The organism is Kitasatospora sp. NPDC022856 (assembly GCF_055561235.1).
The window spans coordinates 76,115-101,040 of sequence record NZ_JBVHHE010000013.1 but is presented as its reverse complement, the minus strand read 5'-3'; the positions used below and the strand labels follow the sequence as shown (position 1 = coordinate 101,040).

20 protein-coding genes and 1 riboswitch are annotated in these 24,926 nt (G+C 74.0%); of the genes, 14 read left to right on the top strand and 6 right to left on the bottom strand.

Annotation, left to right across the window (positions count from 1 at the left end; genetic code table 11):
- Positions 1-9: 9 nt before the first annotated feature.
- A complete protein-coding gene (gene dnaE / locus ACZ34W_RS18240; RefSeq protein ID WP_352290743.1) occupies positions 10-3,567 on the bottom strand; it encodes a DNA polymerase III subunit alpha in 3,558 nt (1,185 codons plus the stop codon).
- 379 nt (positions 3,568-3,946) lie between these two features.
- Here dnaE and ACZ34W_RS18235 point away from each other — a divergent pair, with 379 nt between their 5' ends.
- Positions 3,947-4,741 carry a metal-dependent hydrolase gene (locus ACZ34W_RS18235; protein ID WP_329491395.1) on the top strand — a complete coding sequence of 265 codons (795 nt, stop codon included), beginning with the start codon at positions 3,947-3,949 and terminating at the stop codon, positions 4,739-4,741.
- Positions 4,742-4,786: 45 nt separating this feature from the next.
- On the opposite strand, the gene ACZ34W_RS18230 is transcribed toward ACZ34W_RS18235, so the two are convergent.
- A complete protein-coding gene (locus ACZ34W_RS18230) occupies positions 4,787-6,148 on the bottom strand; it encodes an MFS transporter (protein WP_465605330.1) in 1,362 nt (453 codons plus the stop codon).
- Positions 6,149-6,512: 364 nt separating this feature from the next.
- Here ACZ34W_RS18230 and ACZ34W_RS18225 point away from each other — a divergent pair, with 364 nt between their 5' ends.
- The 6 genes from ACZ34W_RS18225 to ACZ34W_RS18200 all read left to right on the top strand — a co-directional run bounded on the left by ACZ34W_RS18225 (position 6,513) and on the right by ACZ34W_RS18200 (position 13,913).
- Positions 6,513-7,880 (top strand): hemolysin family protein, encoded by a 1,368-nt coding sequence (locus ACZ34W_RS18225; protein ID WP_465605508.1) that lies wholly within the window; start codon positions 6,513-6,515, stop codon positions 7,878-7,880.
- Positions 7,877-8,902: a hemolysin family protein gene (locus ACZ34W_RS18220; protein WP_352290741.1), complete on the top strand. Its 1,026-nt coding sequence runs from the start codon at positions 7,877-7,879 to the stop codon at positions 8,900-8,902. The genes ACZ34W_RS18225 and ACZ34W_RS18220 overlap by 4 nt, the downstream gene beginning before the upstream one ends.
- A gap of 238 nt (positions 8,903-9,140) precedes the next feature.
- Positions 9,141-10,052, top strand: coding sequence for an ATP-grasp domain-containing protein (locus ACZ34W_RS18215; RefSeq protein ID WP_465605328.1), 912 nt, complete (start codon positions 9,141-9,143; stop codon positions 10,050-10,052).
- 78 nt (positions 10,053-10,130) lie between these two features.
- A riboswitch (M-box (ykoK) riboswitch) is annotated at positions 10,131-10,304 on the top strand.
- A gap of 364 nt (positions 10,305-10,668) precedes the next feature.
- Positions 10,669-11,838 carry a magnesium and cobalt transport protein CorA gene (locus tag ACZ34W_RS18210; protein ID WP_329491400.1) on the top strand — a complete coding sequence of 390 codons (1,170 nt, stop codon included), beginning with the start codon at positions 10,669-10,671 and terminating at the stop codon, positions 11,836-11,838.
- 258 nt (positions 11,839-12,096) lie between these two features.
- Positions 12,097-13,170, top strand: a complete 1,074-nt coding sequence (locus ACZ34W_RS18205; protein WP_465605325.1) for a helix-turn-helix transcriptional regulator — start codon at positions 12,097-12,099, stop codon at positions 13,168-13,170.
- Positions 13,171-13,253: 83 nt separating this feature from the next.
- Positions 13,254-13,913: a helix-turn-helix domain-containing protein gene (locus ACZ34W_RS18200; RefSeq protein ID WP_329491402.1), complete on the top strand. Its 660-nt coding sequence runs from the start codon at positions 13,254-13,256 to the stop codon at positions 13,911-13,913.
- A gap of 155 nt (positions 13,914-14,068) precedes the next feature.
- Here ACZ34W_RS18200 and ACZ34W_RS18195 read toward each other — a convergent pair whose 3' ends face one another.
- Positions 14,069-14,896, bottom strand: a complete 828-nt coding sequence (locus tag ACZ34W_RS18195) for an alpha/beta fold hydrolase (RefSeq protein ID WP_359804698.1) — start codon at positions 14,894-14,896, stop codon at positions 14,069-14,071.
- Positions 14,897-15,261: 365 nt separating this feature from the next.
- Between ACZ34W_RS18195 and ACZ34W_RS18190 the strand changes: the two genes are divergently transcribed.
- The 3 genes from ACZ34W_RS18190 (at position 15,262) to ACZ34W_RS18180 (ending at position 17,844) form a co-directional block, all read left to right on the top strand.
- Entirely contained in the window at positions 15,262-16,008 is a 747-nt protein-coding gene (locus tag ACZ34W_RS18190) for a hypothetical protein (RefSeq protein ID WP_329491404.1), read from the top strand.
- Positions 16,009-16,337: 329 nt separating this feature from the next.
- Positions 16,338-16,544, top strand: coding sequence for a hypothetical protein (locus ACZ34W_RS18185; RefSeq protein ID WP_329491405.1), 207 nt, complete (start codon positions 16,338-16,340; stop codon positions 16,542-16,544).
- 106 nt (positions 16,545-16,650) lie between these two features.
- On the top strand, positions 16,651-17,844 hold the full coding sequence (locus tag ACZ34W_RS18180; protein ID WP_329491406.1) for a trans-sulfuration enzyme family protein: 1,194 nt from the start codon (positions 16,651-16,653) through the stop codon (positions 17,842-17,844).
- Between the two features lie 141 nt (positions 17,845-17,985).
- On the opposite strand, the gene ACZ34W_RS18175 is transcribed toward ACZ34W_RS18180, so the two are convergent.
- Positions 17,986-18,453 carry a MarR family winged helix-turn-helix transcriptional regulator gene (locus ACZ34W_RS18175; RefSeq protein ID WP_380383792.1) on the bottom strand — a complete coding sequence of 156 codons (468 nt, stop codon included), beginning with the start codon at positions 18,451-18,453 and terminating at the stop codon, positions 17,986-17,988.
- An 88-nt stretch (positions 18,454-18,541) separates the two neighbouring features.
- On the opposite strand from ACZ34W_RS18175, the gene ACZ34W_RS18170 reads away from it, so the two are divergent.
- Both ACZ34W_RS18170 and ACZ34W_RS18165 read left to right on the top strand, forming a co-directional pair.
- The gene (locus ACZ34W_RS18170) at positions 18,542-19,387 is read left to right on the top strand and encodes an SDR family NAD(P)-dependent oxidoreductase (protein WP_329491408.1); all 846 of its coding nucleotides are present in this window, start codon (positions 18,542-18,544) and stop codon (positions 19,385-19,387) included.
- A gap of 190 nt (positions 19,388-19,577) precedes the next feature.
- Positions 19,578-20,804, top strand: coding sequence for an ROK family transcriptional regulator (locus ACZ34W_RS18165; protein WP_329491409.1), 1,227 nt, complete (start codon positions 19,578-19,580; stop codon positions 20,802-20,804).
- A gap of 95 nt (positions 20,805-20,899) precedes the next feature.
- On the opposite strand, the gene ACZ34W_RS18160 is transcribed toward ACZ34W_RS18165, so the two are convergent.
- Positions 20,900-22,309 carry a lamin tail domain-containing protein gene (locus tag ACZ34W_RS18160; RefSeq protein WP_359804710.1) on the bottom strand — a complete coding sequence of 470 codons (1,410 nt, stop codon included), beginning with the start codon at positions 22,307-22,309 and terminating at the stop codon, positions 20,900-20,902.
- A gap of 428 nt (positions 22,310-22,737) precedes the next feature.
- On the opposite strand from ACZ34W_RS18160, the gene ACZ34W_RS18155 reads away from it, so the two are divergent.
- Positions 22,738-23,568: a hypothetical protein gene (locus ACZ34W_RS18155; RefSeq protein WP_465605321.1), complete on the top strand. Its 831-nt coding sequence runs from the start codon at positions 22,738-22,740 to the stop codon at positions 23,566-23,568.
- A 48-nt stretch (positions 23,569-23,616) separates the two neighbouring features.
- Here ACZ34W_RS18155 and ACZ34W_RS18150 read toward each other — a convergent pair whose 3' ends face one another.
- Positions 23,617-23,835, bottom strand: a complete 219-nt coding sequence (locus ACZ34W_RS18150) for a hypothetical protein (protein ID WP_329491412.1) — start codon at positions 23,833-23,835, stop codon at positions 23,617-23,619.
- A gap of 215 nt (positions 23,836-24,050) precedes the next feature.
- On the opposite strand from ACZ34W_RS18150, the gene ACZ34W_RS18145 reads away from it, so the two are divergent.
- Positions 24,051-24,860 carry an arylamine N-acetyltransferase family protein gene (locus ACZ34W_RS18145; RefSeq protein ID WP_465605319.1) on the top strand — a complete coding sequence of 270 codons (810 nt, stop codon included), beginning with the start codon at positions 24,051-24,053 and terminating at the stop codon, positions 24,858-24,860.
- Positions 24,861-24,926 lie beyond the last annotated feature (66 nt).

Genomic DNA, 24,926 nt, shown 5'->3' with positions numbered 1-24,926 from the left:
CGCGGCCCGCTACAGGGTGCCCGCCCAGGAGTTGGTGCCGAGCAGGGTCTTGATGTCCGAGGCGAGTCCGTTGTCGGGATTCACCAGGAAGCCGAGTTCGTAGAGGGTGTCCTTGTCCCAGTTGGTGGTCAGCAGCCGGACCGGGACGTCGCCGGGGTGGGCCTGGAGGGCGAGCTTCAGCTCGCCCACCACGGTCGGGGTGATCTTGCCGAGCGGCGCGGTGATCTGCACCGGCGGCTTGGTGCCGAGTTCGGCGGAGGAGACGTCGAGGGTGGTGATCTCCTGGCCGAAGATGCTCAGCGAGCCGTCGCGCTCATTGAGCCGGCCCCGGGCCGAGATGACGTTGTCCTCGACCATCTGATCGGCCATCAGGTTGTAGGTGGCGGGGAAGAAGAGCACCTCGACCGAGCCGTCGCGGTCGGCGAGGGTGATGATGGCCCAGGCGTTGCCCGCCTTGTTGATCCGCCGGTCGACGGCGGTGATCAGGCCGGCGAGGCGCACCTCGCCCTCGGTGCGGCCGGAGCCGAGGAGTTCGGCGATGGAGGTGTCGCGGTTGCGGGAGAGGATGTGCTCGGCGCCGTCCAGCGGGTGGCTGGAGACGTACAGGCCGAGCATCTCCCGTTCCAGGCTGAGCAGTTGCCGGCGCGGCCACTCCCGGTCGGTCAGTTCGAAGTCCAGCCCGATGGCCGGTGCGCCGCCGTCCCCGGTGTCCAGGGCGCCGAACAGGTCGTCCTGGCCGATCGCCTGCTGCTTCTTCAGGCCGGTGACGGCGTCGATCGCGCTCTCGTGGACGGTGCTGAGCGACAGGCGGGTGTGGCTGAGCGAGTCGAAGGCGCCCGCCTTGATCAGGGAGTCCACGGTGCGCTTGTTGCAGACCACCAGCTCGACCTTGTCCAGGAAGTCCGCGAAGGAGGCGTACTTGCCCTTCTCTTTGCGGGTCTTGACCAGGGACTCGATGACCGGCACGCCGACGTTGCGGACGGCCTTCAGGCCGAACCGGACGTCGCTGCCGACGGCGGTGAAGTCGACCACGGACTCGTTGACGTCGGGGGACAGGATCTTGATGCCCATCTGGCGGCACTCGGCGAGGTAGACCGCCATCTTGTCCTTGTCGTCCGCCACCGAGGTGAGCAGCGCCGCCATGTACTCGGCGGGGTAGTTGGCCTTGAGGTAGGCCGTCTGGTACGAGACCAGGCCGTAGGCGGCGGAGTGCGATTTGTTGAAGGCGTAGCCGGCGAACGGGACCAGCACGTCCCAGACCGCCTGGATGGCCTCGTCGGAGTAGCCGCGCTCCTTGCAGCCCGCGTGGAAGGGGACGAACTCCTTCTCCAGCACCTCCTTCTTCTTCTTGCCCATCGCGCGGCGGAGCAGGTCGGCCTGGCCGAGGCTGTAGCCGGCCAGCACCTGCGCGGCTCGCTGCACCTGCTCCTGGTAGACGATCAGACCGTAGGTGGGGCCGAGGACCTCGCTGAGCGGGGCCTCCAGCTCGGGGTGGATCGGGATGATCTCCTGCTGGCCGTTCTTGCGCAGCGCGTAGTTGGTGTGCGAGTTCATGCCCATCGGGCCCGGCCGGTACAGCGCCGAGACGGCGGAGATGTCGGCGAACTCGGTGGGCTTCATCAGCTTGAGCAGGGCGCGCATGGGGCCGCCGTCGAGCTGGAACACGCCCAGGGTGTCGCCGCGGGCGAGCAGTTGGTAGGTGGTGGGGTCGTCGAGCGCGATCTTCTCGATGTCGACGTCGATGCCCCGGTTGGCCTTGACGATCTTGATGCAGTGATCGATGATGCCCAGGTTCCGCAGACCCAGGAAGTCCATCTTGATCAGGCCCATGGCTTCGCACGACGGGTAGTCGAAGCCGGTGATGATCACGCCGTCCTTGTCCCGCATGTGCAGCGGGATCAGGTCGAGCAGCGGGGTCGAGGAGAGGATGACGGCGGCGGCGTGCACACCGGTGCCGCGGATCAGGCCCTCGATGCCCAGGCCGGTGTCGATGATCTTCTTGACGTCGGGCTCGTTCGCGTACAGCGAGCGGATCTCGGTGCCCTCGTTGTACCGCGGGTGCTTCTCGTTGAAGAGGTCCGCGAGCGGGACGCCCTTGCCCATGACGTCCGGCGGCATCGCCTTGGTGATCCGGTCGCCCATCGCGAACGGGTAGCCGAGGATGCGGTTGGCGTCCTTGACGGCGGCCTTGGCCTTGATCGTGCCGAAGGTGTTGACCTGCGCGGTGTAGGCGGAGCCGTACTTCTCGGTGACGTAGCGCACCATCTGGTCGCGCTGGCGGTCGTCGAAGTCGATGTCGACGTCCGGGGGGTTGATGCGCTCGGGGTTCAGGAACCGCTCGAACAGCAGGTCGTGCTCCAGCGGGTCCAGCTCGGTGATCCGGGTGAGGTAGGAGACCATCGAGCCGGCCGCCGAGCCTCGGCCCGGGCCGACCGGGATGCCGTTGTCGCGGGCGTACTGGCAGATGTCGGCGACCACGAGGAAGTAGGCGTCGAACCCCATCGGGGAGATGACGCCCATCTCCAGCTCGATCCGGTCCAGGACCTCCTGGCTCGGGTTGTCGCCGTAGCGGACCTTCAGCCCGGCGTCGATCTTCTTGCGCAGGAACGACGCCTGGGTCTCGCCCTCGGGGACGTCGAACTGCGGCATCCGGTCGACGTAGGTGAAGACGTCCTCGTACGACTCGACGCGCTCGGCGATCGCCAGCGTGTTGTCGCAGGCCTCCGGGAGCTCGCGGAACAGCTCGCGCATCTCGTCGGCGGTCTTGATGTAGTAGCCGGTGCCCTGGAACTTGAACCGGTTCGGGTCGTCCTTGTTCTTGCCCACGCCGACGCAGAGCAGGCTGTCGTGCGCGTCCGCCTGGTCGGCGGTGACGTAGTGCGAGTCGTTGGTCGCCAGCAGCGGGATGTTCAGCTGCTTGGCCAGGCGCAGCAGGTCCTGGCGGACGTCCTGCTCGATGGACAGGCCGTGGTCCATCAGCTCCAGGAAGTAGTTCTCCTTGCCGAAGATGTCCTGGTAGGCGCCGGCCGCCTTGACCGCCTCGTCGTACTGCCCGAGCCGCAGCCGGGTCTGCACCTCGCCCGAGGGGCAGCCGGTGGTGGCGATGATGCCGGTCGCGTTGGCCGCGATCAGCTCGCGGTCCATGCGGGGCTTCATGTAGTAGCCCTCCATCGACGCGAGCGAGGAGAGCTTGAAGAGGTTCCGCAGACCGGTCGCGTTCTGCGCCCACATGGTCATGTGGGTGTAGCGGCCGCCGCCCGAGACGTCCTTGCCGCCCTCGCCGTCGGAGCTCGCCGGGCGCTGGCCGCCGGGGGACCAGAACACCTGCTTCTTCAGGAAGCGCGAGGCCGGGGCGACGTAGGCCTCGATGCCGATGATCGGCTTCACGCCGGTCTTGGCGGCGGCGTGGAAGAACTCGTACGCGCCGAACATGTTGCCGTGGTCGCTCATCGCGATGGCCGGCATGCCCTGCCGCTCGGCCTCCGCGAAGAGCTTCCCGTTCTTCGCCGCTCCGTCCAGCATCGAGTACTCGGTGTGGACGTGCAGGTGTGCGAACGTGTCGGACACGGCGGTGGGCTCCTTGTCGGTGCGGCGCGGTGCTGCGCGCTTCGGTGCGTGCGGTGCGCTTCGCTGCGGGGCGCGAGGCGGTACGGGTGGGGCTCCGGCGGGCGCGGGCGGGGCGCGGTGCACGGGGCCGGTGGGGCTGGCGGTCCGGGGGCGTAAGCCGTCCAGGCTAGCGGGTCCCGGGCCCGGACTCGCGATCGCGGCGGCCGGTCCCGCCCGGGCGGCGTGTCGCGGGCGCGGTGCTTGACAGCGCCCTCGGCGGCGCACTGCCGACGGGGCTGTCGGGTTCGACCCGGCGACGGGAGTGGATCTTGGACGGCTAGGCTGCTGCCCCGTCACGTCCTCGTGGAGGGCGCTTCGGAACGAGGGCGGGAGCCAGCTCATGATGGGACCGGCGCATGCGCTGTCGGGTGCGGCAGCGTGGCTGGGGGCGGGGGCGATCGCCGCGGGGCTGGGCGAGCCGATGCCCTGGCCGGTGCTGCTGGCGGGAACGCTGATCTGTGCGGGGGCCGCGCTGGCGCCGGATCTGGACCACAAGGCGGCGACGATATCCCGGGCGTTCGGGCCGGTGTCCCGGACGCTCTGCGAGGTGATCGACAAGCTCTCGTACGCGGCCTACCGGTCGACCCGGAAGAAGGGCGACCCGCGCCGCTCGGGCGGGCACCGGACGCTGACCCACACCTGGCTGTGGGCGGTGCTGTGCGGCGCCGGCGCGGCCGCGGTGGCGGTCTACGGCGGCCGCTGGGGCGTGCTGGCGGTGCTCTTCGTGCACATGGTGCTGGCGATCGAGGGGCTGCTCTGGCGCCACGCCCGGGTCTCCAGCGACGTGCTGGTCTGGCTGCTCGGGGCGACCAGCGCCTGGGTCCTGGCGGACGTCCTGGACAAGCCGGGGAACGGCTCGCAGTGGCTGTTCGACCAGCCCGGGCAGCAGTACCTGTGGATCGGCCTGCCGATCGCGCTCGGCTCGCTGGTGCACTGCCTCGGGGACGCGCTGACGGTCTCGGGCTGCCCGGTGTTCTGGCCGATCCCGATCGGGCGCAAGCGCTGGTACCCGGTGGGGCCGCCGAAGGGCATGCGGTTCCGGGCGGGCAGCTGGGTCGAGCTCAAGGTGCTCACGCCGGTGTTCATGGGCCTCGGCGGGGTCTGCGCGCTGGGGGCGCTCGGCTTCTTCGGCTGAGCCGTGCGGCCAAGGGTGCCCCAGACGTCCCGGGGTGCCCGGCCGTCAGCCGGGGCGGACGTCGCCGTGCGCCGGCCACCGGCGGTGGTACTGGTCGATGACGAAGCGGTGCCCGTGCCGCCAGCCGCCGGCGGCCGGGTGGGCGTCGCCGAGGTGGGGGTGGTCCGGCGGCAGGTCGGCGTGGACGTGGTCCAGCTCGGCGGCCTCCCGGGCGGGCCAGAGGGCGGTGGCGGCGGCCGCCGAGGCGAGCGCGACGGCGCCGAGGGCGGCGGCGGTGGCCGGGAGCCCCGCTCCGGCGGCCAGCCAGCCGGCCAGCGGGTAGGTCAGCAGCCAGCAGGAGTGGGAGAGCGAGAACTGCGCGGCGAAGGCGGCCGGCAGGTCGGCGTCGGCCGCGGAGCGGCGCAGCACCCGGCCGCCGGGGGTGAGGACCGCCGAGCAGGCCGCGCCGATCGCCGCCCAGGCGGTCAGCACGGCGCCCCAGGACCACGCGCTCGGGGCGGTGGCGGTGACGGCGGCGACGCCCGCCAGGACCACCGGCAGGGCGAAGGCGGCCGGCAGCATGACCGCCCGGTCGCCGATCCGCCCGAGCACGCGCGGCAGCAGCAGCGCGGCCACGATGGAGCCCGCGCCGTACGCGCCGAGCGCGAGCGAGAGGGCGCCGGCCGGGCGGTGGAAGTGCTCGCGGACCAGGACGACGGTGTTGACGAAGACGATGGCGCCCGCGGCGGCGACGCCGAGGTCCAGGGCGAGCAGGGCCCGCAGCCGGGGAGTGGCCCAGAACAGCCGGGTGCCGAAGGCGGCCTTGGCGTAGACGCCTCCGGCGCGCTCGACGGGCGCCGGTCTGGGCAGGACGGCGGAGACCACCAGGGCCGCCGAGGCGAGGAAGCCGGCGGCGGTGCCCGCGAACAGCCAGCCGCTGGAGAGCAGGGCCAGCAGCCCGGCGGCGAGGGCCGGGCTGAACAGGCTCTCCAGGTCGTAGGCCAGCCGGGACAGCGACAGGGCCCGGGTGTAGTCGCGCTCGGCGGGCAGCACCTCCGGCAGGGTGGCCTGGAAGGTCGGCGTGAACGCGGCGGAGGCGGCCTGGAGGAGGAAGATCAGGGCGTAGACCTGCCAGACCTGGGTGACGAACGGCAGGGTGAGCGCGACGGCGGCCCGGGTGAGGTCCATGGCCACCATCAGGGCCCGGCGCGGGATCCGGTCCGCCAGCGCGCCGGCGAGCGGGGCGATGGTGACGTACGCCACCATCTTGATCGCCAGTGCGGTGCCGAGGACGGCCGAGGCGTGGTCGCCGGCGATGTCGTAGGCCAGCAGACTCAGCGCCACGGTGGCCAGACCGGTGCCGATCAGGGCGACGAGCTGGGCCGTGAACAGGTGGCGGTAGGTGCGGTTGCGCAGGATGGCCGGCATGCGGTGGTCCCGTCCCCGGTCGGCGTCGTGCGGGTGCGCCCACCATCGTAGCCAACATGTGCGTACCTGTGCACATGTTTCCGGCGGCGGGGGCCGTGCCGGCGGCGGTGACGGCCGCGGCGACGGCAGGGTTGGCCCAACGCGGCGGCGACCGCACAGGTGGCGGCCCTTACGGCACTCTGATTTGCCAACCCTTTACACTCCTGTAGAGCTGGTGACCCGTTCCCCCCGGACCGGGCCGCCCGCCGACCGGCCACCCTCGTCGCAGTGAAGGAGTCGCGGACCCCGCGATGGACGAACCTCCCAGTTCTCACCGTGCTGTTCCCGTCAAGACGTGTTCGACCAACGGGGCGGGGGTGGCACGGTGACCGACGTCCTGCTGCTGCTCCTCGCCCTGCTGCTCACCGCCGCCTGCGCGGTCTTCGTCGCCGCGGAGTTCTCCCTGACCACCGTCGAGCGGGGCGCCCTCGAACGCGCCGCCGACGCCGGCGAGCGCGGCGCCCCCGTCGCGCTCAAGGCGGCCCGGCGCCTCACCTTCCAGCTCTCCGGCGCCCAGCTGGGCATCACCATCACCAGCCTGGTGATCGGCATGGTGGCCCAGCCGGCCGTGGCGGGGCTGCTGCGCGCACCGCTGGAGGCCCTGGGCCTGCCGAGCGGCGCGGTCAACACCGTCGGGATCCTGCTCGGGGTCCTGCTCTCCACCGTCGTGCTGATGGTCGCCGGCGAGCTCGTGCCCAAGAACTGGGCCATCTCGCGCCCGCTCGCCGTCGCGAAGGTGGTGGCCGGGCCGCAGTACTACTTCTCGGCCGCCTTCTCGCCGCTGATCGGGCACCTCAACAACACCGCGAACCGGGTGGTGCGGCGCCTGGGCCTGGAGCCCGCCGAGCACCTCGCCTCCGCCCGGACGCCGCAGGAGCTGGTCGCCCTCGCCCGGCACTCCGCGCGGGCCGGCGCGATAGAGCCCGACACCGCCGAACTCTTCGTCCGTTCGCTCAACCTGCGCGAGCTGACGGCGGAGAACGTGATGACCCCCCGGGTCGACGTCCGGGCCCTGGAGGAGCACGCCACGGCGGCCGACGTCGCCAACCTCACCCGGGCCACCGGGCTGTCCCGGTTCCCGGTCTACCGCGGCAACCTCGACCAGGTCGTCGGCGCCGTCCACATCAAGGACGCGCTCACCGTCCCCGCCGACCGGCGCCACCTGCACCCGGTGGCGAACCTGGTGACCGAGCCGCTGCTGGTGCCCGAGACGCTCACCGTCGACCGCCTGCTGGACCTGCTCCGCGGCGAGGAGACCATGGCGGTGGTGATCGACGAGTACGGCGGCACCGCCGGCATCGCCACCCTGGAGGACATCGTCGAGGAGGTCGTCGGCGAGGTCGTCGACGAGCACGACCCGGCCGAACTGCCCGACCTCATCGACCTCGGCGAGGGCCAGGACGGCCGCCACCGCTGGGACGCCGACGGCATCACCCGCACCGACCAGCTCGACACCGTCGGACTGCCCGACACCGAGGGGCCGTACGAGACCCTCGCCGGACTGATCGCCGACCACCTCGGCCGGATCCCCGTGCCCGGCGACGTCGTCGAGACCCACGGCTGGACCCTGCACGTCACGGCCGTCGCGCACCACGTCGCCGAACGCGTCCGGATCAGCGGCCCGGCACCCGACGCCGACCCGGACACCGGTGCCCCCGACAGCGCCGGACGCCGCCCGGAGGAGAACCGATGACCGCGATCCAGCTCGTCATCGGGCTGCTCACGCTGGTGACCAACGCCTTCTTCGTCGGCGGCGAGTTCGCCCTCATCTCGGTGCGGCGCAGCCAGATCGAACCGCGCGCGGAAGCCGGCGACCGGCGCGCCCGCACGGTGATCTGGGGTCTGGAGCACGTCTCCGCGATGCTGGCCACCGCCCAGCTCGGCATCACCGTCTCCTCGCTGGTGCTCGGCGCGGTCGCGGAACCCGCGATCGCCCACCTGCTGGAGCCCCCGCTGCACAGCGTCGGCGTGCCGGACGCCCTGATCCACTCGATCGCCTTCGTCGTCGCGCTGACCGTGGCGACCTACCTCCACATGCTGCTCGGCGAGATGATCCCCAAGAACATCGCCCTGGCCGCGCCGGAGAAGGCCGCCTACCTGCTGGTGCCGCCGCTGGTCGCGGTGACCCGCGCGGTACGGCCGATCGCCTTCTCCATCAACGCCTTCGCCAACCGGATCCTGCGCCTGCTGAAGGTCGAGCCCAAGGACGAGGTCGCCTCGGTGTTCACCGAGGAGGAGCTGGCCCGCATGGTCAAGGACTCTTCTGACGCCGAGCTGCTCAGCGACCGCGACACCGAGCTGTTGCGGGACGCCCTGGAGCTGGGCTCGCGCCCGGTCTCCGAGGTGGTCACCCCGCGCGAGGAGATCGTCTTCGCCGGCCCCGGCACCACGCCGGTCGAGCTGGAGCAGCTCGCCGCCCGGACGGGGTTCTCCCGCTTCCCGGTGCTGGACGCGGACCGGACGGTGCTCGGCTACCTGCACATCAAGGACGCCCTGGAGCAGGACGGCGCCCGCGACCGGCCGTTCCCGGCCCGCGCGCTGCGCCCGATCGCGCGCGTCCCCGAGTCCACCCCGCTGGACGACGTGCTGACCGCCATGCGCCGCTCCGGCACCCACCTGGCCGCCGCGATCGCCGCCGACGGCACCGCCTCCGGCCTGGTCACCATGGAGGACGTCCTCAAGGAGCTGGTCCGCCCGGCCCCCGCGCGGCCGTAGCGGCGGGCGGGACGCGCGCCCGCCGCCCGCACCCGTGACACAGCCCGCCCCGGACGCCACTGGGGCGGGCTGCGGGCTTTCCGGAGCCGCCGCGCGCCGCCGCGACCGGCGACCGCCCCTGCCGGCCCGGCAGGGGCGGTTTCGGCCATCCGGGGCCGGAGCGGCGCAAGAGGCACCCTTGTCGCCGTAGGCCGGGCAGCTGTTCCATGGCGGCATGGTCCGAAGCGAGCTCGTTCTGATGACCGATCACAGCTCGACCGAGGGCAGCCGGGAGATCCTGTCGACCGCCGTGCGGGAACTCACCGGCCGGGCACCCGTCCTCCTCGACGCCCGGCACTTCATGACCGGCGGCACCGGCCGGATCTCCGGCTCCGGTGCTTCCGGCGCGGGCGGCGGCCTCCGGCTGGAGGTGCCCGGCGAGGGCGTCGCCGTGACGGCCGGGGCGGTGATCGTCTACGAGATCCCGCCGCACCGGCGCCGCGACTTCGAGCAGTGCCAGCGCCTGCTCGGCGCCCACGGCGCCCGCTCGCTCGGCACCGACGTGGACGCCTGGCGGGTGGCCACCGAGAAGGACCGCACCGTCGAACGCTTCACCCGGGACGGCATCGCGCACATGCCCACCGTCGCTTTCTCCCGGCCCGCCCCGGGGGCCGTCGCCGAGGCCTTCGACCGGCTCGGCGGCGACGTCTGGGCCCGGCCGACCGTCGGGATGGGCGGCAACGACGTCTTCCACCTCACCACCGCTGCCCAACTCGCCGCCGCCGCCCGCTACTACGCCGAGGCGGGGGCCGACTGGCTGATCGCCCGCGACGCCCGGAACTTCACCGCGGACGGCCGGCGCCACCAGTACCGGGTGGTGGTCCTCGACGGACGCGTGGTGCGCGCCGTCGAGCACGTCCAGCCGGACCCGGACGCGCCCTGCAACGAGAGCCGGGGCGCTCTCTCGGCCGTCCTGCCGGAAAGTGAACTACCGGCCGGTCTGGCCGAGCTGGCGATCTCCGCGACCAAGTCGCTCGGCCTCCCGCTGGCCGGCGTCGACCTCGCGGCCGAGAGCGGCGGCGTGGTCTTCGAGGTGAACGTCCACCCGCAGTTCGGCACCGTCGGCGGCCTGGAGTCGACCGCCGTCCCGTACGTGGCCGCGCACCTCTAGCCGGGGCCGGGGCGCCACTCCGGTCGGGGCCCTGGTCGGACGCACGGGCGCGAGGGTACTAGAATCGGGACAGTTGTGCAGGCACCTCGTTCGGTGAGGCGTCGCCACGGACACAGGCCACTGACCCCACGACGTCGAGAGACGCCCAGGTTCAGGACAGGTCTCCCCGGCCTAAGGGGTGACCCCAAGTGGCTGCACCCCCGGGTGCTACGCCGTGGCGTGCCAAAGCTCTGACGAGATCAGGGGTGCCCACCCGTTCCCGCAGGGCAGTCGTGCCCTCGGCCGTACGGCGTGGCTCGCTCCCTGAAGGCCCGGTAACGGCGACCCGGGGTACGGGCGCCCCGACGGCGAGGAGGTGAGAGCTGTGGATCCCAGTAGTCCGGGCCGAAGTCGGCCCTGCCCCGGCACCGCCCCCTCTTCTCCTGGCCCCCGGCACCCCTCCTCCCGTACCGCTCCCGCTCCCCGCCGCCGCACCGCCCGTCGCTGACGACGGGCCACCGCGCGGCCGGGCGCCGTGCGCGGTGGAGGCCGGCCGGGCGCCTCCCCACCCGCCCCGGCTTCCCGCGACCGACGTCCCGGGAGCGGGGCGGACACCGAACCGTGGAGGTACCCCGCCATGTCCGACTGGCGTGTGCGCGCCGTGCGCGCGAGCAAGCGTCCGTTCTCCCGCTCCGACAACACCGCCCCCGGCGGCGAGGTCCAGCCGGCGCCCGAGCACTCGATGGACCCCCGGCCCGACCAGCCGGTCGAGCCCGTGGCGCTGGAGCGCTCCGTCGTGGAGGCCGCCGTCTACCGCGACGGCCGCCGGGTCGAGCCGCCCGCCAGCCTCGCCGACATCTACCGCCAACTGCCCGCCAAGCCCGGCACGATGGCCTGGATCGGGCTGTTCCGGCCCGCCGAGGCCCAGCTGCTGGAGGCCGCCGAGCGGTTCAACCTGCACGAGCTCGCGGTCGAGGACGCCATCGTCGCCCACCAGCGGCCGAAGCTGGAGCGCTACGGCGACACGCTGTTCGTCGTGCTGCGCGCCGCCCGCTACCTGGACGACGTGGAGGAGGTCGACTTCGGCGAGGTCCACCTCTTCGTCGGCCCCGACTTCGTCCTCACCGTGCGCCACTCGCAGGCGCCCGACCTCTCCGCGGTGCGCCGCCGGCTGGAGGACGACCCGGAGCTGCTCGCCCTCGGCCCCGAGGCCGTGCTGTACGCGGTGCTGGACGCGGTGGTCGACGGCTACGCGCCGGTGATCGCCGGTCTCCAGCACGACATCGACGAGATCGAGACCGAGGTGTTCGGCGGCGACCCGCAGGTCTCCCGGCGCATCTACGAACTCTCCCGCGAGGTGATCGAGCTCCAGCGGGCCACCCGGCCGCTGCTGGAGATCATGAAGAGCCTGGAGGCGGGCTTCGGCAAGTACGGCACCGACGACGAGCTCCAGCGGTACCTGCGGGACGTCGCCGACCACGCCACCTACGCCGCCGAGCGGGTGGACGGCTTCCGGCAGATGCTGCAGAACATCCTCACCGTCAACGCGACCCTGGTGTCGCAGCGGCAGAACGAGGAGATGAAGCAGCTGGCCGAGGCCGGGCACATGCAGAACGACGAGATCAAGAAGATCTCCTCCTGGGCCGCCATCCTGTTCGCGCCGACCCTGATCGGGACCGTCTACGGCATGAACTTCGAGAAGATGCCCGAGCTCAAGTGGGCCTTCGGCTATCCGTTCGCGATCGGCCTGATGGCGCTGGTCTGCGTGAGCCTCTACTTCATCTTCAAGCGGCGGGACTGGCTGTAGCGGGGGAGCGGGGCGGGGACCCGACCCCGGGAGTACGGGGCCGGGACGCCGGGAGTACGGGGCCGGCCGTTCCGGCGTACGGGGCCGGCACTCCGGGCGTACGGGCCCGGAGCCCCGGGCGTACGGGCTCGGGGCTCCCGGCGTACGGGCCGGGACCTCCGGTGTAGGGGACCGGGCCGGTGCCATCCCTGCGGGGGATCCGGCACCCCGCCGATCGGCGCGCGCCCGGTGCTTGGTGTGCGTGCTAGCTTCCGGGCCATGGGATCACGTGGGTCACGCGCGGCCGCGGCGCAGCAGGCGATCGAGGGCGTAAGGGAGTTGGCCGGTGCGGGGCTGACGGCCGAGCAGGTGTTCCGGCGGGCCGACGAACTGCTGCGCGACGTCCTGGAGTACGACGCCGTCTGCTGGCACACCGCCGACCCGGCGACCGGTCTGGTCAACTCCGTGCTGAGTGACGACCTCAGCCTGGACTCCTTCGAGAACGCCGTCCGGCTGGAGGTGTGGGCCGACGACCCGGCCACCTTCCCCAGGATCCGCCGCAGCGGCGTCCGGGCCGAGACGCTCAGCGGGGCGACCCAGGGCCGCCCCGAGCGTGCCGCCCGCTTCCGCGAGCAGATCGCCCCGGCCGGGTTCGGCGACGAGCTGCGCGCGACCTTCGACGCGCACGGCGGGATGTGGGGCTGCGCCGCGTTCATGCGGGCGGCCGCCCGGGGGCACTTCCTCGGCCGCCACCGCGAGCTCGCCGACACCGCGGCCCGGCACCTGGGCCACGCGCTGCGGGCCTGCCACCTGCCGACGGGCGGCGGGGCGGACGCCGATGCGGGACCGGCCGTCGTGGTGCTGGGCCCGTCGAACCGGCTGGTCGCCCTCTCCGGTCCGGCCGAGGAACTGCTCGCCCGGCTGGCCGACCCGTCCCGCACCTCGCTGGGGCTGCCGACCGCCTTCGCGATGGCCGCCGAGCAGGCCCGCCGCACGGCGAGCGGGCTGCCGGTGCCCCAGGCGAAGATCCGCATCCAGTCCGGCGACGGCCGCTGGTACGTGCTGCACGGCTCGTCGCTGCAGGGCTCCGCGGCCGACGAGGTGACGGTGGTGGCGACGGCGGCCACCCCGGCCGACGCGATGCCGCTCTACCTCTCCGCGTACGGGCTGACCGCGCGCGAGCAGGAGGTGGCCCTGCTGCTGGTGCGCGGCTGCGACACCCGGGACGTCTCACGGCTGTTGACGATGAAGCCCTACACCGTGCAGGACCACCTCAAGTCGGTGTTCGCCAAGGCGGGAGTGGCCAGCCGCCGCGAGCTGATAGCCCGGATCATGCTCGGCGGCGGGCACTGAGCGGGGCGGCGGGGCGGGCGACGGGACCCGGTCGGCCGATGCCCGTTTGACAAATCCCCTTGCCGGAGCGGCAGATAGGAGCCATGGCCGACCACCCCCACGACAGCGTCCACCCCACCGCAGACCCCACCGCGGACCCCCGCGGCGCCGCCGGTGACGACCTCGCCGCGGTCCTGACCACGGTGGGCCCCCGCCTGCGGGCCCTGCGGCGCGAGCGCGGCAGCACCCTGGCCGGGCTGAGCGCGGCGACCGGGATCTCCCTCAGCACGCTGTCCCGCCTGGAGTCCGGTCAGCGCAAGCCGACCCTGGAACTGCTGCTGCCGCTCGCCCGGGAGTACCGGGTGCCGCTGGACGAACTGGTCGGCGCCCCGGCCACCGGCGACCCGCGGATCCACGCCCGCCCGTTCAAGCGTTACGGCCAGACCTTCATCCCGCTCACCCGACACCTCGGCGGGCTGCACGCCTACAAGCACATCATGCCGCCGGGCCACGGCGCCGGCCCCGAGCTCGAAACGCGGGTGCACGAGGGCCACGAGTGGGTCTACGTGCTCGCCGGGCGGCTGCGCCTGCTGCTCGGCTCGCAGGACCTCGTCCTCACCGCCGGGGAGGCCGCCGAGTTCGACACCAGGACCCCGCACGCGTTCGGCAACGCCGGGCCGAACGCGGTCGAGTTCCTCAGCCTGTTCGGCGCCCAGGGCGAACGCATCCACGTCCGGGCGAAGCCGGGAACCCCCGTTCGTTAGCTGTTCTCGGGGTGCCGATCGGGGCCCCGCGAGGCGGTGCGGAGGGGGCCGGGGACGAGTGTCGAGGCGAGCGCGGGGAGCGGCACGAGCGGCGGTCCGGCCGCGCCGCGGCCGTCCCCCCGGGGTCCGGGGGGACGGCCGCGGCGCGGGGGCACTCAGGACTTGAGGAACTCCAGGAGGTCGGCCTCGAAGGCGGTCCGGTACGCCCCGTGCAGACCGTGCGAGCCGCCCGGGTAGACCTTGAGGACGTTGTCCGGGACGAGCTTCGCCGCCTTCAGCGCGGCGGCCGCGATCGGGACGATCTGGTCGTCGTCACCGTGCGCGATCAGCGTGGGGATGTCGATGCGCCGCAGGTCCTCGGTGAAGTCCGTCTCGGAGAACTGCCGGACGCACTCGTACGCGCCGCGCGCGCCGACCTGCATGCCCCAGAGCCAGAACGCCCGGCGGATGCCCGCGGCACCGACGAGGTCCGCGTCGGGGCGGTCGAACCCGTAGAAGGACTCGCTGAGCTCCCAGTAGAACTGCGAGCGGTTGCCGTCGACCCCGGCCCGGATGTCGTCGAAGGCGGCGAGGGGCGTGCCCTCGGGATTGCCGGGGCCCTGCAGCATCAGCGGCGGGACGGCGCCGAGCAGGACGGCCTTGGCGGCCCGGGCCGACCCGTGCCGGCCGAGGTAGCGCGCCACCTCGCCGCCGCCGGTCGAATGGCCCACCAGGACGGCGTCACGCAGGTCCAACTGCTCGATCAGCTGGGCGAGGTCGTCGGCGTAGGTGTCCATGTCGTTGCCGTGCCAGGGCTGGTCGGACCGGCCGTGGCCGCGCCGGTCGTGGGCGATCGCACGGAAGCCGTTCCCGGCGACCAGCCGCAGCTGTTCGTCCCACACGTCGGCGTTCAGCGGCCAGCCGTGACTGAAGACGACGGGGCGGCCGCTGCCCCAGTCCTTGTAGTGGATCCGGGTGCCGTCGCTGGTGGTGATGGTGGGCAAGGGGGCTCCTTCGCACGGGATGCGGGACGGGGAGGAGGTGGGGACAGGGCGGGGTCGGGGCGCGGTCGGGGCTTCGGCTGTCCCCGGGGCGGGTCGGTCGTGCGGGTCGGGCGGCCCGGTGAGGCATGACCGCGCACTCCGCCGACGCTAGGCCCGGAGCGGGCCCGCTGCCCCGCGAAGGTGACGCTCCGTCAGAGTGTCGGCCGGGAACGTCGGCCGAACGGGTGACCGAGGACTGGTGCCGAGGCAGCCCGGGCCCGCCCGGCCGACGGTTCGGCGACGGCCCCCGGCCGGTGCCGGACAGCTGCCATCGCACCTGGTGGGCAGCGGTCCGCCGGGCGTCCGGGCCGTCCTATGCTGGCGGGATGACCGAACTTCCCGGCTTCGCCGCGCTGCTGGCCCGACTGCTGGACCACCGGGGCCCGGAGCCCGCCGAGTCGGCCCGCCGGGCCGGCGTCACCGACGCCGAGCTGGCAGCGGTGCTGGACGGCGCCGCGCCGGATCCGGCGCTGCTGCGCCGACTCGCGCCCGCCCTCGGCCTGGACACCGCCGACCTGTTCGAGATCGCGGCGCTGCCGCTGCCGGCGGACCTCGCGCCGGCCGGCGGGATGGCCACCACCTCGATCGTCGGCGTGGTGCGGTTCGGCATGGCGCTGCCGGCCGACCGGCGGGCGGAACTGCGCTCCTTCGTCGCCTCGCTGCCGCCGGCCGACCGGCCGGGGCGGATCGAGGGGCTGCCCGCCTCGGCGCCGGACCCGGCCTCCGCCGGGAACCTGCTGATGCGGATGGTCGCCACCCGGAACCTCGGGTGGACTGGAACCACGAAGATCTTCCACCTGCTCACCGGCCGGTACTGGATGTCCGACGCGTACGGGCGGATCTCCTCCGGGGCGGACGCGCCCGCCCCGGACCTGGTCGCCGACTTCGCGCTCGTGCTGGGCATCCCGGCGGGCGACCTGGCGGCGCTCCTCGGGATGCCGCTGCCGCCGGAACTGCCCGGGCCGGACGCCGCCGTCGCGGACGCCGCCCTGCTGCTCCGGGGCCTGCGGCGGCTGGGCGTCGCGCAGCTGCGCGAGGCGGAGGACCTGGCGAGGGCCCTGCAGCCGTCCTGACCGGGGCGGGCGGGCGGTGGTGCGGTCGGCCGGTGGCCCGGGCGGCGGGCGGTGCGGCCCACCGATGATCCGGGCGGGCTCCGGCACGGATCCTCTACAGCGCTGTAGAGTCGTTCGGTGGCGACTACGCCCGGTCGCGCGGCCGTCCCGTCGGGGAGCCGGCGACCGCACCGGAACGGGAGGGCGCAACCGTGGTGGAAGGTCGGGGCATGCCCGTACTCGAAGGCAGGCGCGAGGCACGGAACGGAACAGACCCGCGCGGAGCAGGACCGGGCGGACCGGGGTGGGGTGAACCCGGGCCGGGCGGACCGGAGCGGGGCGCGGGCCCGGTGGACACCGAGGTGGAGTGGGTCTACCAGCCGGTCGAGGTGCACTTCGACGACGACCGATGGGCCCTCGGGCGGATCAGCGGATGGTGGCAGGACGCGGGCGGGCGGCGCTGGTGCCGGCTGAGGGTGGCCCGGAGCGGTCACCCGGCCCGCTGGGAGCCGTTCGACCCGGCGCGGGTGGTTCTGCTGCCCGTCGGCGGACTCTGAAGCCCCGTCGGGGCGGTGCCGCCCGGGCCCGGACCGGGCCGCGGCAGGCCACTTGCCCGGGATTGGCCCTGGCCCCGGCGGGGCGGACCGGCCGAGGATGAGCGGTATGAGCGATTTCGACAGCGCGCTGCGCCCCGAGAGCCGGATCGTCCACCCGCCCGTCCCGGAGGTGACCGGCAGCCGCCCGATGGGAGTGCCGCTGCACCAGAGCCACCTGTTCGCGTTCGAGGACAACGACGCCCTGTCGCGCGCCTTCGCCGGACCGGACGAGGCCTTCCTCTACAACCGCTACGGCAATCCGACGGTCCGCTCGCTGGAGCAGGCGGTCGCCGGGCTGGAGGGCGGCGCGGGCGCGATCGCCACCGCCTCCGGCATGGGCGCGATCAACACCGTGCTGCTCGCACTGCTGAGCTCCGGCGACCACGTGATCGCCCAGCGGAGCCTGTACGGCGGCACCTTCGCGATGCTCGCCGACCTCGCCCGGCGCTGGGGCGTGGAGGTCACCCACGTCGGGGGCGACGACCCGGAGGAGGTGCGGGCCGCACTGCGCCCCAACACCCGCCTGCTGCACCTGGAGACGATCTCCAACCCGACCACCCGCGTCACCGACCTGCCCGGGCTGATCGGGGTCGCCCGGGAGGCCGGGGTGCTCAGCGTGGTGGACAACACCTTCGCCACCCCGCTGCTCTGCCGGCCGATCGAGCACGGCGCCGACATCGTGGTCCACTCGGCCACCAAGTACCTCGGCGGGCACTCCGACGTGCTGGCCGGGATCGCCGTCTTCGCCGACCCCGAACTCCACCGCACCGTCTGGCACTACGCGGTCGAACTGGGCGCCTCGGCCGACCCACACAGCGCCTGGCTGACGCTGCGCGGCCTGCAGACCCTGGCCCTGCGGGTGCGCCGGCACTGCGAGAGCGCCCGGGAGCTGGCCGGCCGGCTGGCCGGTCACCCCGCCGTCACCGGCGTCCACTACCCGGGCCTGCCCGCCCACCCCGACCACGAACTCGCCCGCCGGCTGCTGCCGGAGGGCCACGGCGGGGTGCTCGCCTTCGACCTGGCCGGCGGCCGGGAGGCGGCCCGGGCCTTCACCGAGTCGGTCCGGCTGGCCTCGCTGGCCCCCTCGCTCGGGGGCGTGCACACCCTCGTCCTGCACCCGGCCAGCACCTCGCACCGCCAGCTCGACGACGCGGAACTGGCGGCGGCCGGCATCGGCCCGGGCACCGTCCGGGTCGCCGTGGGGATCGAGCATCCCGAGGACCTCTGGGCCGACCTGGACCAGGCGCTCGCCAAGCTGTGAGCCCGACGGCCGTGCGGCGGTGCGGCCGGGGCGGCCAGGACGGCGATGTCGTCCTCGGTCGCCCCGGCGGCGGCCGGGCCGAGCGCGTGCGGCGCGGCGAAGTGCAGGTCGTCCGGCTCGCCGGCGGCGCGTGCGGCGCGGTCAGGCCCCGGGTGCGGGCGGCTGCTTGAGCTTGGCCCAGACGACCTCCAGGGCCGCGATGTCCGCGTCGTCGAGCCGGTCGTCGAAGGCCTCGGCCAGGACGGCGCGCCGGGTGGCGTCGGCGGCGGCGAAGAGCCGGCGGCCCTCGGGGGTCAGGGTGATCCGCACCGAGCGGGCGTCGACGGGGGAGGGGACGCGCTCGACCAGGCCGCGGGCCTGGAGCGAGTCGGCCACCCGGGAGACCTGGCTCCGGCTGAGCAGGGTCTTGGCGCCGAGGTCGGAGGCGGCCACCGGCTCCTCCTGCCCGTGCAGCCAGAGCATCACCTCGAACCAGGAGAGCGGCAGGTCGTGGGCCTTGCCGAGGGCCTGGTCGACCTTGGCACTGAGGGTGGTGCCGGCCCAGACGAGCCCGTAGAAGGCGTGGTCGCGGGCGGTGAGCTCGCCCAGGGTGAGTTCGGTACGCGCCATGCCTCCACCCTACCTGTTTGCGTGTGCGCACACATGGATTTATGGTGTGTGTGCACGCACGCAAATCCGAGCCGTCGGGAGCACCCGCATGACCACCGCCCGCATCGCCCTGATCACCGGTACGTCCTCCGGCATCGGCCTGGCCGCCGCCGTGGCCGTCGCCCGCGCCGGGCACCACGTCGTCGCCACCATGCGTGACACCGGCCGCTCCGGCGCGCTGCTCGCCGCCGCCGAGGCGGCGGGCGTCGCCGACCGGATCGAGGTGGCCCGGCTGGACGTCACCGATCCGCGGTCGGTCGAGGCCTGCGTGGCCGGTGTGGTCGCCCGGCACGGGCGCCTCGACGCCGTCGTCAACAACGCCGGAGCCGGCTACGTGGGCACCGTCGAGCAGGACGGACTGAAGCCGGTCCGGGCCACGATGGAGGTCAACTTCTTCGGTGTCGTCGACGTCACCCGCGCCGCGCTGCCGCACCTGCGGGCCGTCGGCGGCCGGGTGGTCACCGTCACCAGCGTCGGCGGCGTGGTCGGGCAGCCCTTCAACGAGGCCTACTGCGCGGCCAAGTTCGCCGTCGAGGGCTTCATGGAGGCGCTGGCGCCGGTCGCCGCCACCGTCGGCGTCAAGGTCACCGTCGTCGAGCCGGGCGCGGTGGCCAGCGAGTTCGTCGCCAGCCAGGGCCTGGACATCCCCGCCCTGCTGGCCGCCGCCGGCCCCTACGCCCCCGCGCTGGACGCCTACGCCGCCCGCACCCGCGCGGCGTTCACCCGGGCGCAGACCCCGGAGCAGGCCGCCGAGTCGGTGGTGGAGGCGCTGACCGCCGAGCAGCCGCCGTTCCGGATGCAGACCTCCGAGACCGCCCGCGCCTTCGTCGGCGCCAAGCTCGCCGATCTGGACGGCTCCGCGGTGCAGGAGCTCACCGGTGGCTGGGTCGGCTGACCGCCGCCGGGGCGGCCCCCGCACCTCCTCTGGTTGAGGACGTGCCAGGTCAGTGGGGTGCGGAGCGGCACCTGCCCCCGAGAGGTTCCAGCCGATGGACGGATTGACGACCGGTCATACTGGGCGAGGCCTGAGCGCAGGCCGCAGGCGCCGACGACGGCGCCGAGCACGCCCCAGACCGGAGGAACCGATGAGCCGCCACCTGCCGACCACCGTTCCGCCGGGCGCGACGCCGGCGCAGCCGTGGAACCGGCAGCGACTGCGGAGCAACAACGAATGGCTGCTGCTCGAACTGCTGCGCACCGGCGGTCCCTCCTCACGCGCCCAGCTCGCCCGGGACACCGGGCTGTCCAAGCCCACCGTCTCCGCCGCCCTGGCCGCGCTGGAGCAGGCCGGACTGGCCCGCGAGGCGGGCCGGTTCGTCCCCGAGCGCGGCCGGACGGCGGTGCTCTACGAGCCGGACCCGACGGCCGGCCACGTACTCGGCGTGGACATCGGCCGGGGCTGGCTCCGGGTCGCGGTGGCCGACCTCGCCGGGCGGATCGTCGCCCGCCGGGACGTGCCCAACAAGGGCCGCTCGGCCAACGCGGTGGCCGACGCCGTGGTCGCGGCCGCCCGGGAGACCGCCGCCGAGGCGGGGCTGGCGGCCGGCGACATCGTGCACGCGGTGATCGGCACCCCGGGCGTCTGGGACGAGCAGCGGCGCGGCGTGCGGTACGCGACCAGCCTGCCCGGCTGGGGCAGACGCGGTCTGTTCGACCGGATCGCGGCGGGGCTGGAGACCGCCGTCACCGTCGGCAACGACGCCAACCTCGCCGCCCTCGGCGAGTTCACCCTCGGCGCCGGGCGGGGCAGCCGGATGTTCGCCTACCTGCTGATCGGCACCGGCCTCGGCGTCGGCGTCCTCAAGGACGGCGAACTGCTCTCCGGCGCGCACGGCGCGGCCGGCGAGGTCGGTCTGGTGCCGCTGCCCCCCGGAGCCGACGGCGAGCCGGGCGGGACGATCGAGCAGGAGGCCGGGGCCGACGCGGTGGTCCGCACCGCACTGGGCCTCGGCATGCGCGGCCCGCTGACGGCCAAGCAGGTCTTCGACGCGGCCCGGGCCGGCGACCCGCTCGCCGCCCGCGCGGTCGAGCGCGAGGCCGAACAGCTCGCGTACGCGATCGCCGTGCTCGCGGCCGTGCTCGATCCGGACCTGGTGGTGCTCGGCGGCGGCGTCGGCGGCAGCGCCGACCTCCTGCTGGAACCGCTGGAGCGCGAGCTGCACCGCCTCACCCCGCTGCGCCCCAAGCTCGCCCCGAGCGGGCTGGGGGAGCAGGCCGTGCTGCTCGGCGCCGTCGCCACCGCCCTGGACACCGCGCGGCCCGAGGTCTTCGAGCGCCGCTCGGCCCTGGCGGACCACGGCGTTCCGCTCTGACGGACCGCGGCCCCGCCGCTCCGGCGGACCGGCCGACCGGACCATCGCGCCGTGGCCCCGGCCGGAGCGGCCCGGACCACGGCGGTGCCTCCCGGTCAGCAGCTGATGCTGCCCCGGCGCAGCGCGTGGCCGCCGGTGTTGCTGTCGTCGGCCCAGTAGACGGGCTTGGCGCCGGCGGTGCACTCCCCGGCGCCGGCCAGGGCGAAGCCCTCGTTGTTCAGGTTGGCCAGGCCGCTCGGCCGGTTGAACACCGCGGTGGTGACGAAGGTGCCGCCCGCGCCGACCTGCATCGTCCGGTGCTGGCCGTCGCAGGTGTCGTCGCACACCACCCAGAGCCGGGAGGCCTGCGGCTCCCACTGCAGCTCCATGACCCCGGCCATGCCGCTGCCGAGGGTGGCCACCTTGGTGAACGCCCCGCTGTCCTGGAGGACGAAGCCGTAGATCTGGCCGCCCTCGACGCCGACCAGGAACACCCCGCCCCCGTGCGCGCCGTACCCGGCCGGGTTGTAGGCCGCGTGGGTCGACTCGTCGGTGAACCCGGCGCCGGTCAGATAGCCGTCGGGGATCCAGGTGATGCCTTCGAGCCCGAGGTTGGAGCCCACCGACGGCAGGGCGGAGGTCAGGTTCCACTCCTTCGCGGCGGTCAGCGTGGTGCCCGTGCCGCTCACGTCGTACCGCAGGACGGAGAGCCTGCTGGTGCCGGAGGCGTCGCCGTTGCGCTCGCTCGCGACGAACACGCCCCCCGAGGCGCCGGCGCCGGTGAGGGTGACGCCCTCGCTGTCAGGGGTGCCGGAGCCGCCCGGGAAGCGCAGCTTCTTGCCGGCCGTCCAGCCGTTCGCGGTGTCCGGCTTCCACCCGCCGGACCCGTTCGGCACCAGCCGCCACAGCTTGCCGGAGTTCTGCGCCCCCCACAGCACGCCGCCCTCCTGGTAGAGACCGCTGAGGTCCGACCCGAAGACGTTGGAGGCGTCGGCGTTCGCCACCGTCCCGCTGCCCGGCCAGGCCACGGGCGAGGTGCCGCCGGTGCTGCCGCAGGCGTTCGCGGCCCCCAGGGTGAGCGCCGCCTTGCGGAAGGCGCCGGTGCCGTCGGGGCAGCGCGACCAGGACGGGGCGGAGTGCTCGCTCCAGCTGAAGCTGTCGACCAGGGTGCTGCCGTTCGGCAGGTACAGCCGTGCCTTGTCGGAGGAGCCCAGGCCGAACGCGCCGTGGACGTCGAAGGCGCGGAACCCGCCGGGGGCCAGCGTGGTGCCGGCGGCGATCGCGTACTTCGAGCCGTTGTCGTCGTCCTTGAGGATCCAGCCGGAGACGTCCACCGCGGTGGTGCCCTTGTTGTAGAGCTCGACGGAGTCGTCGACGTCCCCGGTGGTCACCACCTCGTTGATCCGGATGTCGTCGGTCGAGGCCGCGCGGGCGGGCGAGGCGCTCAGCAGCCCCGCCGGTCCGGCGGCGGCGACGAGGAGGAAGGCGAGGCTTCGGCGCCAGCGCGGTGCGCGCGATTCGGTCACGATGTCCGTCCCGGGATCGTCCTGTCAGGGTGCCACCACCCTTCCGCCACGGACCCAACGGGTGCCCGCCGCCGGGCGAGCGCCGTATGAACAGCGGACGAACCGCCGGGCGCGGCCCGGGTGGCGGGAGACCGGGTAGGCCGTACTTCCCACTGTTCCCCTCGCCGCCCCCGTGAACCGCCCCTCCCGCGGGCCCGGGCTCCGGCGGGGGCGGGAGCACCCCCGGGGCGCCCGGGGCCGGTGGGGTCCGCCGTGGCGGGCAGCGGCGTCCGTGGGCATCCTCTCGATGTCCAAAGCCCTTACACGGCAAGGAATATGAGGTAGCGTCATGGGCTCGGCACGACCGACCCGGAGGTCCGGCCGGCCGGGCCCGCGCCCTGACCGCGCTGGCTTCCTCCCTCGGACGGCTGGCACGCCACGACGAGGCCGTGTCCCGGGCCGCCGAAGCTGTCGCCGCGGCCCGGGAGAGTGCTTCCCCGGCCGTCCTGTCGGCGGCGTTGAGCGGCCTCGGCAGGTCCCTGCACGACGGCGGGCGACCGCTGGAGGCCGTCGACGCGCTGCACGAGGCGGTGGCGCTGGCCGCCGAGCAGGACGACGCGTCCGCCGAGCTGTGGGCGCTGGCCCTGCTCGGCTCCGCCCTCACGGTGGCGGGCCGGCGCACGGAGGCCGCCGCCGCCTTCCGGCGTTCCCGGGCGGCGGTGCGGCGCGTCCAGGAGCCGGTGTCCCGGGCCGCGGTCCACCCCGCCCGGCCGGATCGGCCGGCGGCGCCGCCGGTCACGGTGGTGGAGGCGACGGTGCCCCCCGGAGCCGTCCCGCCGGGCGCCGCCGCCCGAGGGTCGCGGTCGGGCGGCGGTGCGGCGTCCGAGAAGGGTTCGCACTTCCGGCGCGCGTCCACCGCCTACGCCCGGGTGACGGTCCTGCTGGCCGTCGCGGCCTGGGCCGCCTTCGCGCCGGGCGGGCCCTGGGCCACCGCGGCCGCCGTCGTCACCGGAGTGAGTGCGGTGCTCGCCCTGGTGGCCGGGCTGGCCTTCCGGAACGTCGGCGGCGCGGTCGTCGCGACGCCGGCCCAGGTGGCGCTGCAGGCCGTCTGGACGCTCCCGACGGTGCCGGTGCTGCTGCTGCACGCGATCTCGCTGATGCGCGGTGAACTGTTCCTCACCGGGCCCGTGCCGAGCCTGGCCGGCTTCGTGGCCTACCTCGTCCTGGCCGCCCTGGTCCGCCGGGCCGGACGGTTCGGCGCGGTGGCCCTCGGCGTGTAGCGGCGAGGACCACCGCGCGCCGCCCGGGCCGCGGGCCCCGGCCCGCGCCTAGCCGACAGCCTGGTACCCACCGTCCTCGGCGCGGAAGATCTGCTTGGCCTTGGCGAGCAACTGGAGGTCACGGCGCACGGTGCGCGGGTCCGGGCGGGGCAGGTAGGTCTCGCGGGCCCGGTGCCAGTCCCAGGTGCCGCCGTCCTTCCGCATGATGTCCAGGAGCCGCTGCCGGCGCTCGATCGCCGAGGCGGGTGGGGTTTGGTCGTCGTTCATGGGTTCATTCTCTCGCATCGCGGGTGCCGGGTCGGGACGGGGGCGTCCTGGGCGGCGGGAAACCGCGCGTAGTCGTCCGTGTTCCCGCCGTTCAGGGCCGGACCATGATCCTCCAGCCGGGACCGACCCGGCGGCAGAGCCTAGGCCGCTCGGCCGATCGCGACCGGGACCAGCGGCGGAGGCCGGTCGGACCGCTCGGTCCGTACCGTGGTGGAATGACTGTCGATCTGGAGAAGTACTTCGCCCGTATCGGATGGGAGGGCGAGTCCGCGCCCACCGCCGCGACCCTTCGCTCCCTGCACCGCGCGCACATCCTCGGCATCCCGTTCGAGAACCTCGACGTGGTCACCGGCTCGGTGCCGTCGCTGGATGTCGGTGAGCTCCAGGCGAAGCTCGTCGACAGCTCCCGCGGCGGCTACTGCTTCGAACACAGCTCCCTGTTCGCTGCGGTGCTGGACGAGTTGGGCTTCGGGGTCACCCGGCTGACCGGCCGGGTGCGGGTCGGCGCGCGTGCCGGGGAGGTCCGACCGCGGACCCATATGGTGCTGGCCGTCCAGGTGCCCGGCGAATCCGGCCGCCACCTCGTCGACGTCGGATTCGGGTCCATCGGCGGGCTGCTGGAGCCGCTCCCGATGATCCCCGGTGAAGCTCGCGAGGCTGCCGGGCGCACCCACCGGCTGGTCGTCGAGGAGGCGGACGGCCCCGCGCCCGTCTGGGTGCTGCAGGCGAGGACGGGCGAGGTCTGGGAGGACCAGCACGCCTTCACCCTGGACCCCGTCCCGGCGCCCGACCTCACGATGTCCAACTGGTTCGTGGCCACCTACCCGCGCTCGCCGTTCCGTCGGTTCTACCTCCAGCGCACCCGGACCGCCGATCACGTGCGGCTCGACGGGAAGACCTTCACCCACACCGACCCGGCGGGCACGACCACCGCCCGGGAGCTCGAAAGCCCCGAGGAACTGGTGGAGTTGCTGGCGTCCGAGTTCGGCATCAACCCGCCCCCGGGCGTCGCCGCGGCCTTCTGACCCCGCACCTCGGAGCTCGCCCCCCGGGACCACGGGGCACCGGTGCGGCGGCCCCGGAGCCGAAGC

Bases quoted from the DNA above. Each gene is read 5' to 3' on its own strand.
- ACZ34W_RS18215 (WP_465605328.1), top strand. From the start codon at position 9,141: ATGACCGATCACAGCTCGACCGAGGGCAGCCGGGAGATCCTGTCGACC.
- ACZ34W_RS18165 (WP_329491409.1), top strand. From the start codon at position 19,578: ATGAGCCGCCACCTGCCGACCACCGTTCCGCCGGGCGCGACGCCGGCG.
- ACZ34W_RS18230 (WP_465605330.1), bottom strand. From the start codon at position 6,148: ATGCCGGCCATCCTGCGCAACCGCACCTACCGCCACCTGTTCACGGCC.
- ACZ34W_RS18210 (WP_329491400.1), top strand. From the start codon at position 10,669: ATGTCCGACTGGCGTGTGCGCGCCGTGCGCGCGAGCAAGCGTCCGTTC.
- ACZ34W_RS18145 (WP_465605319.1), top strand. From the start codon at position 24,051: ATGACTGTCGATCTGGAGAAGTACTTCGCCCGTATCGGATGGGAGGGC.
- ACZ34W_RS18200 (WP_329491402.1), top strand. From the start codon at position 13,254: ATGGCCGACCACCCCCACGACAGCGTCCACCCCACCGCAGACCCCACC.
- ACZ34W_RS18235 (WP_329491395.1), top strand. From the start codon at position 3,947: ATGATGGGACCGGCGCATGCGCTGTCGGGTGCGGCAGCGTGGCTGGGG.
- ACZ34W_RS18180 (WP_329491406.1), top strand. From the start codon at position 16,651: ATGAGCGATTTCGACAGCGCGCTGCGCCCCGAGAGCCGGATCGTCCAC.
- ACZ34W_RS18150 (WP_329491412.1), bottom strand. From the start codon at position 23,835: ATGAACGACGACCAAACCCCACCCGCCTCGGCGATCGAGCGCCGGCAG.
- ACZ34W_RS18190 (WP_329491404.1), top strand. From the start codon at position 15,262: ATGACCGAACTTCCCGGCTTCGCCGCGCTGCTGGCCCGACTGCTGGAC.
- ACZ34W_RS18220 (WP_352290741.1), top strand. From the start codon at position 7,877: ATGACCGCGATCCAGCTCGTCATCGGGCTGCTCACGCTGGTGACCAAC.
- ACZ34W_RS18175 (WP_380383792.1), bottom strand. From the start codon at position 18,453: ATGGCGCGTACCGAACTCACCCTGGGCGAGCTCACCGCCCGCGACCAC.
- ACZ34W_RS18205 (WP_465605325.1), top strand. From the start codon at position 12,097: ATGGGATCACGTGGGTCACGCGCGGCCGCGGCGCAGCAGGCGATCGAG.
- ACZ34W_RS18170 (WP_329491408.1), top strand. From the start codon at position 18,542: ATGACCACCGCCCGCATCGCCCTGATCACCGGTACGTCCTCCGGCATC.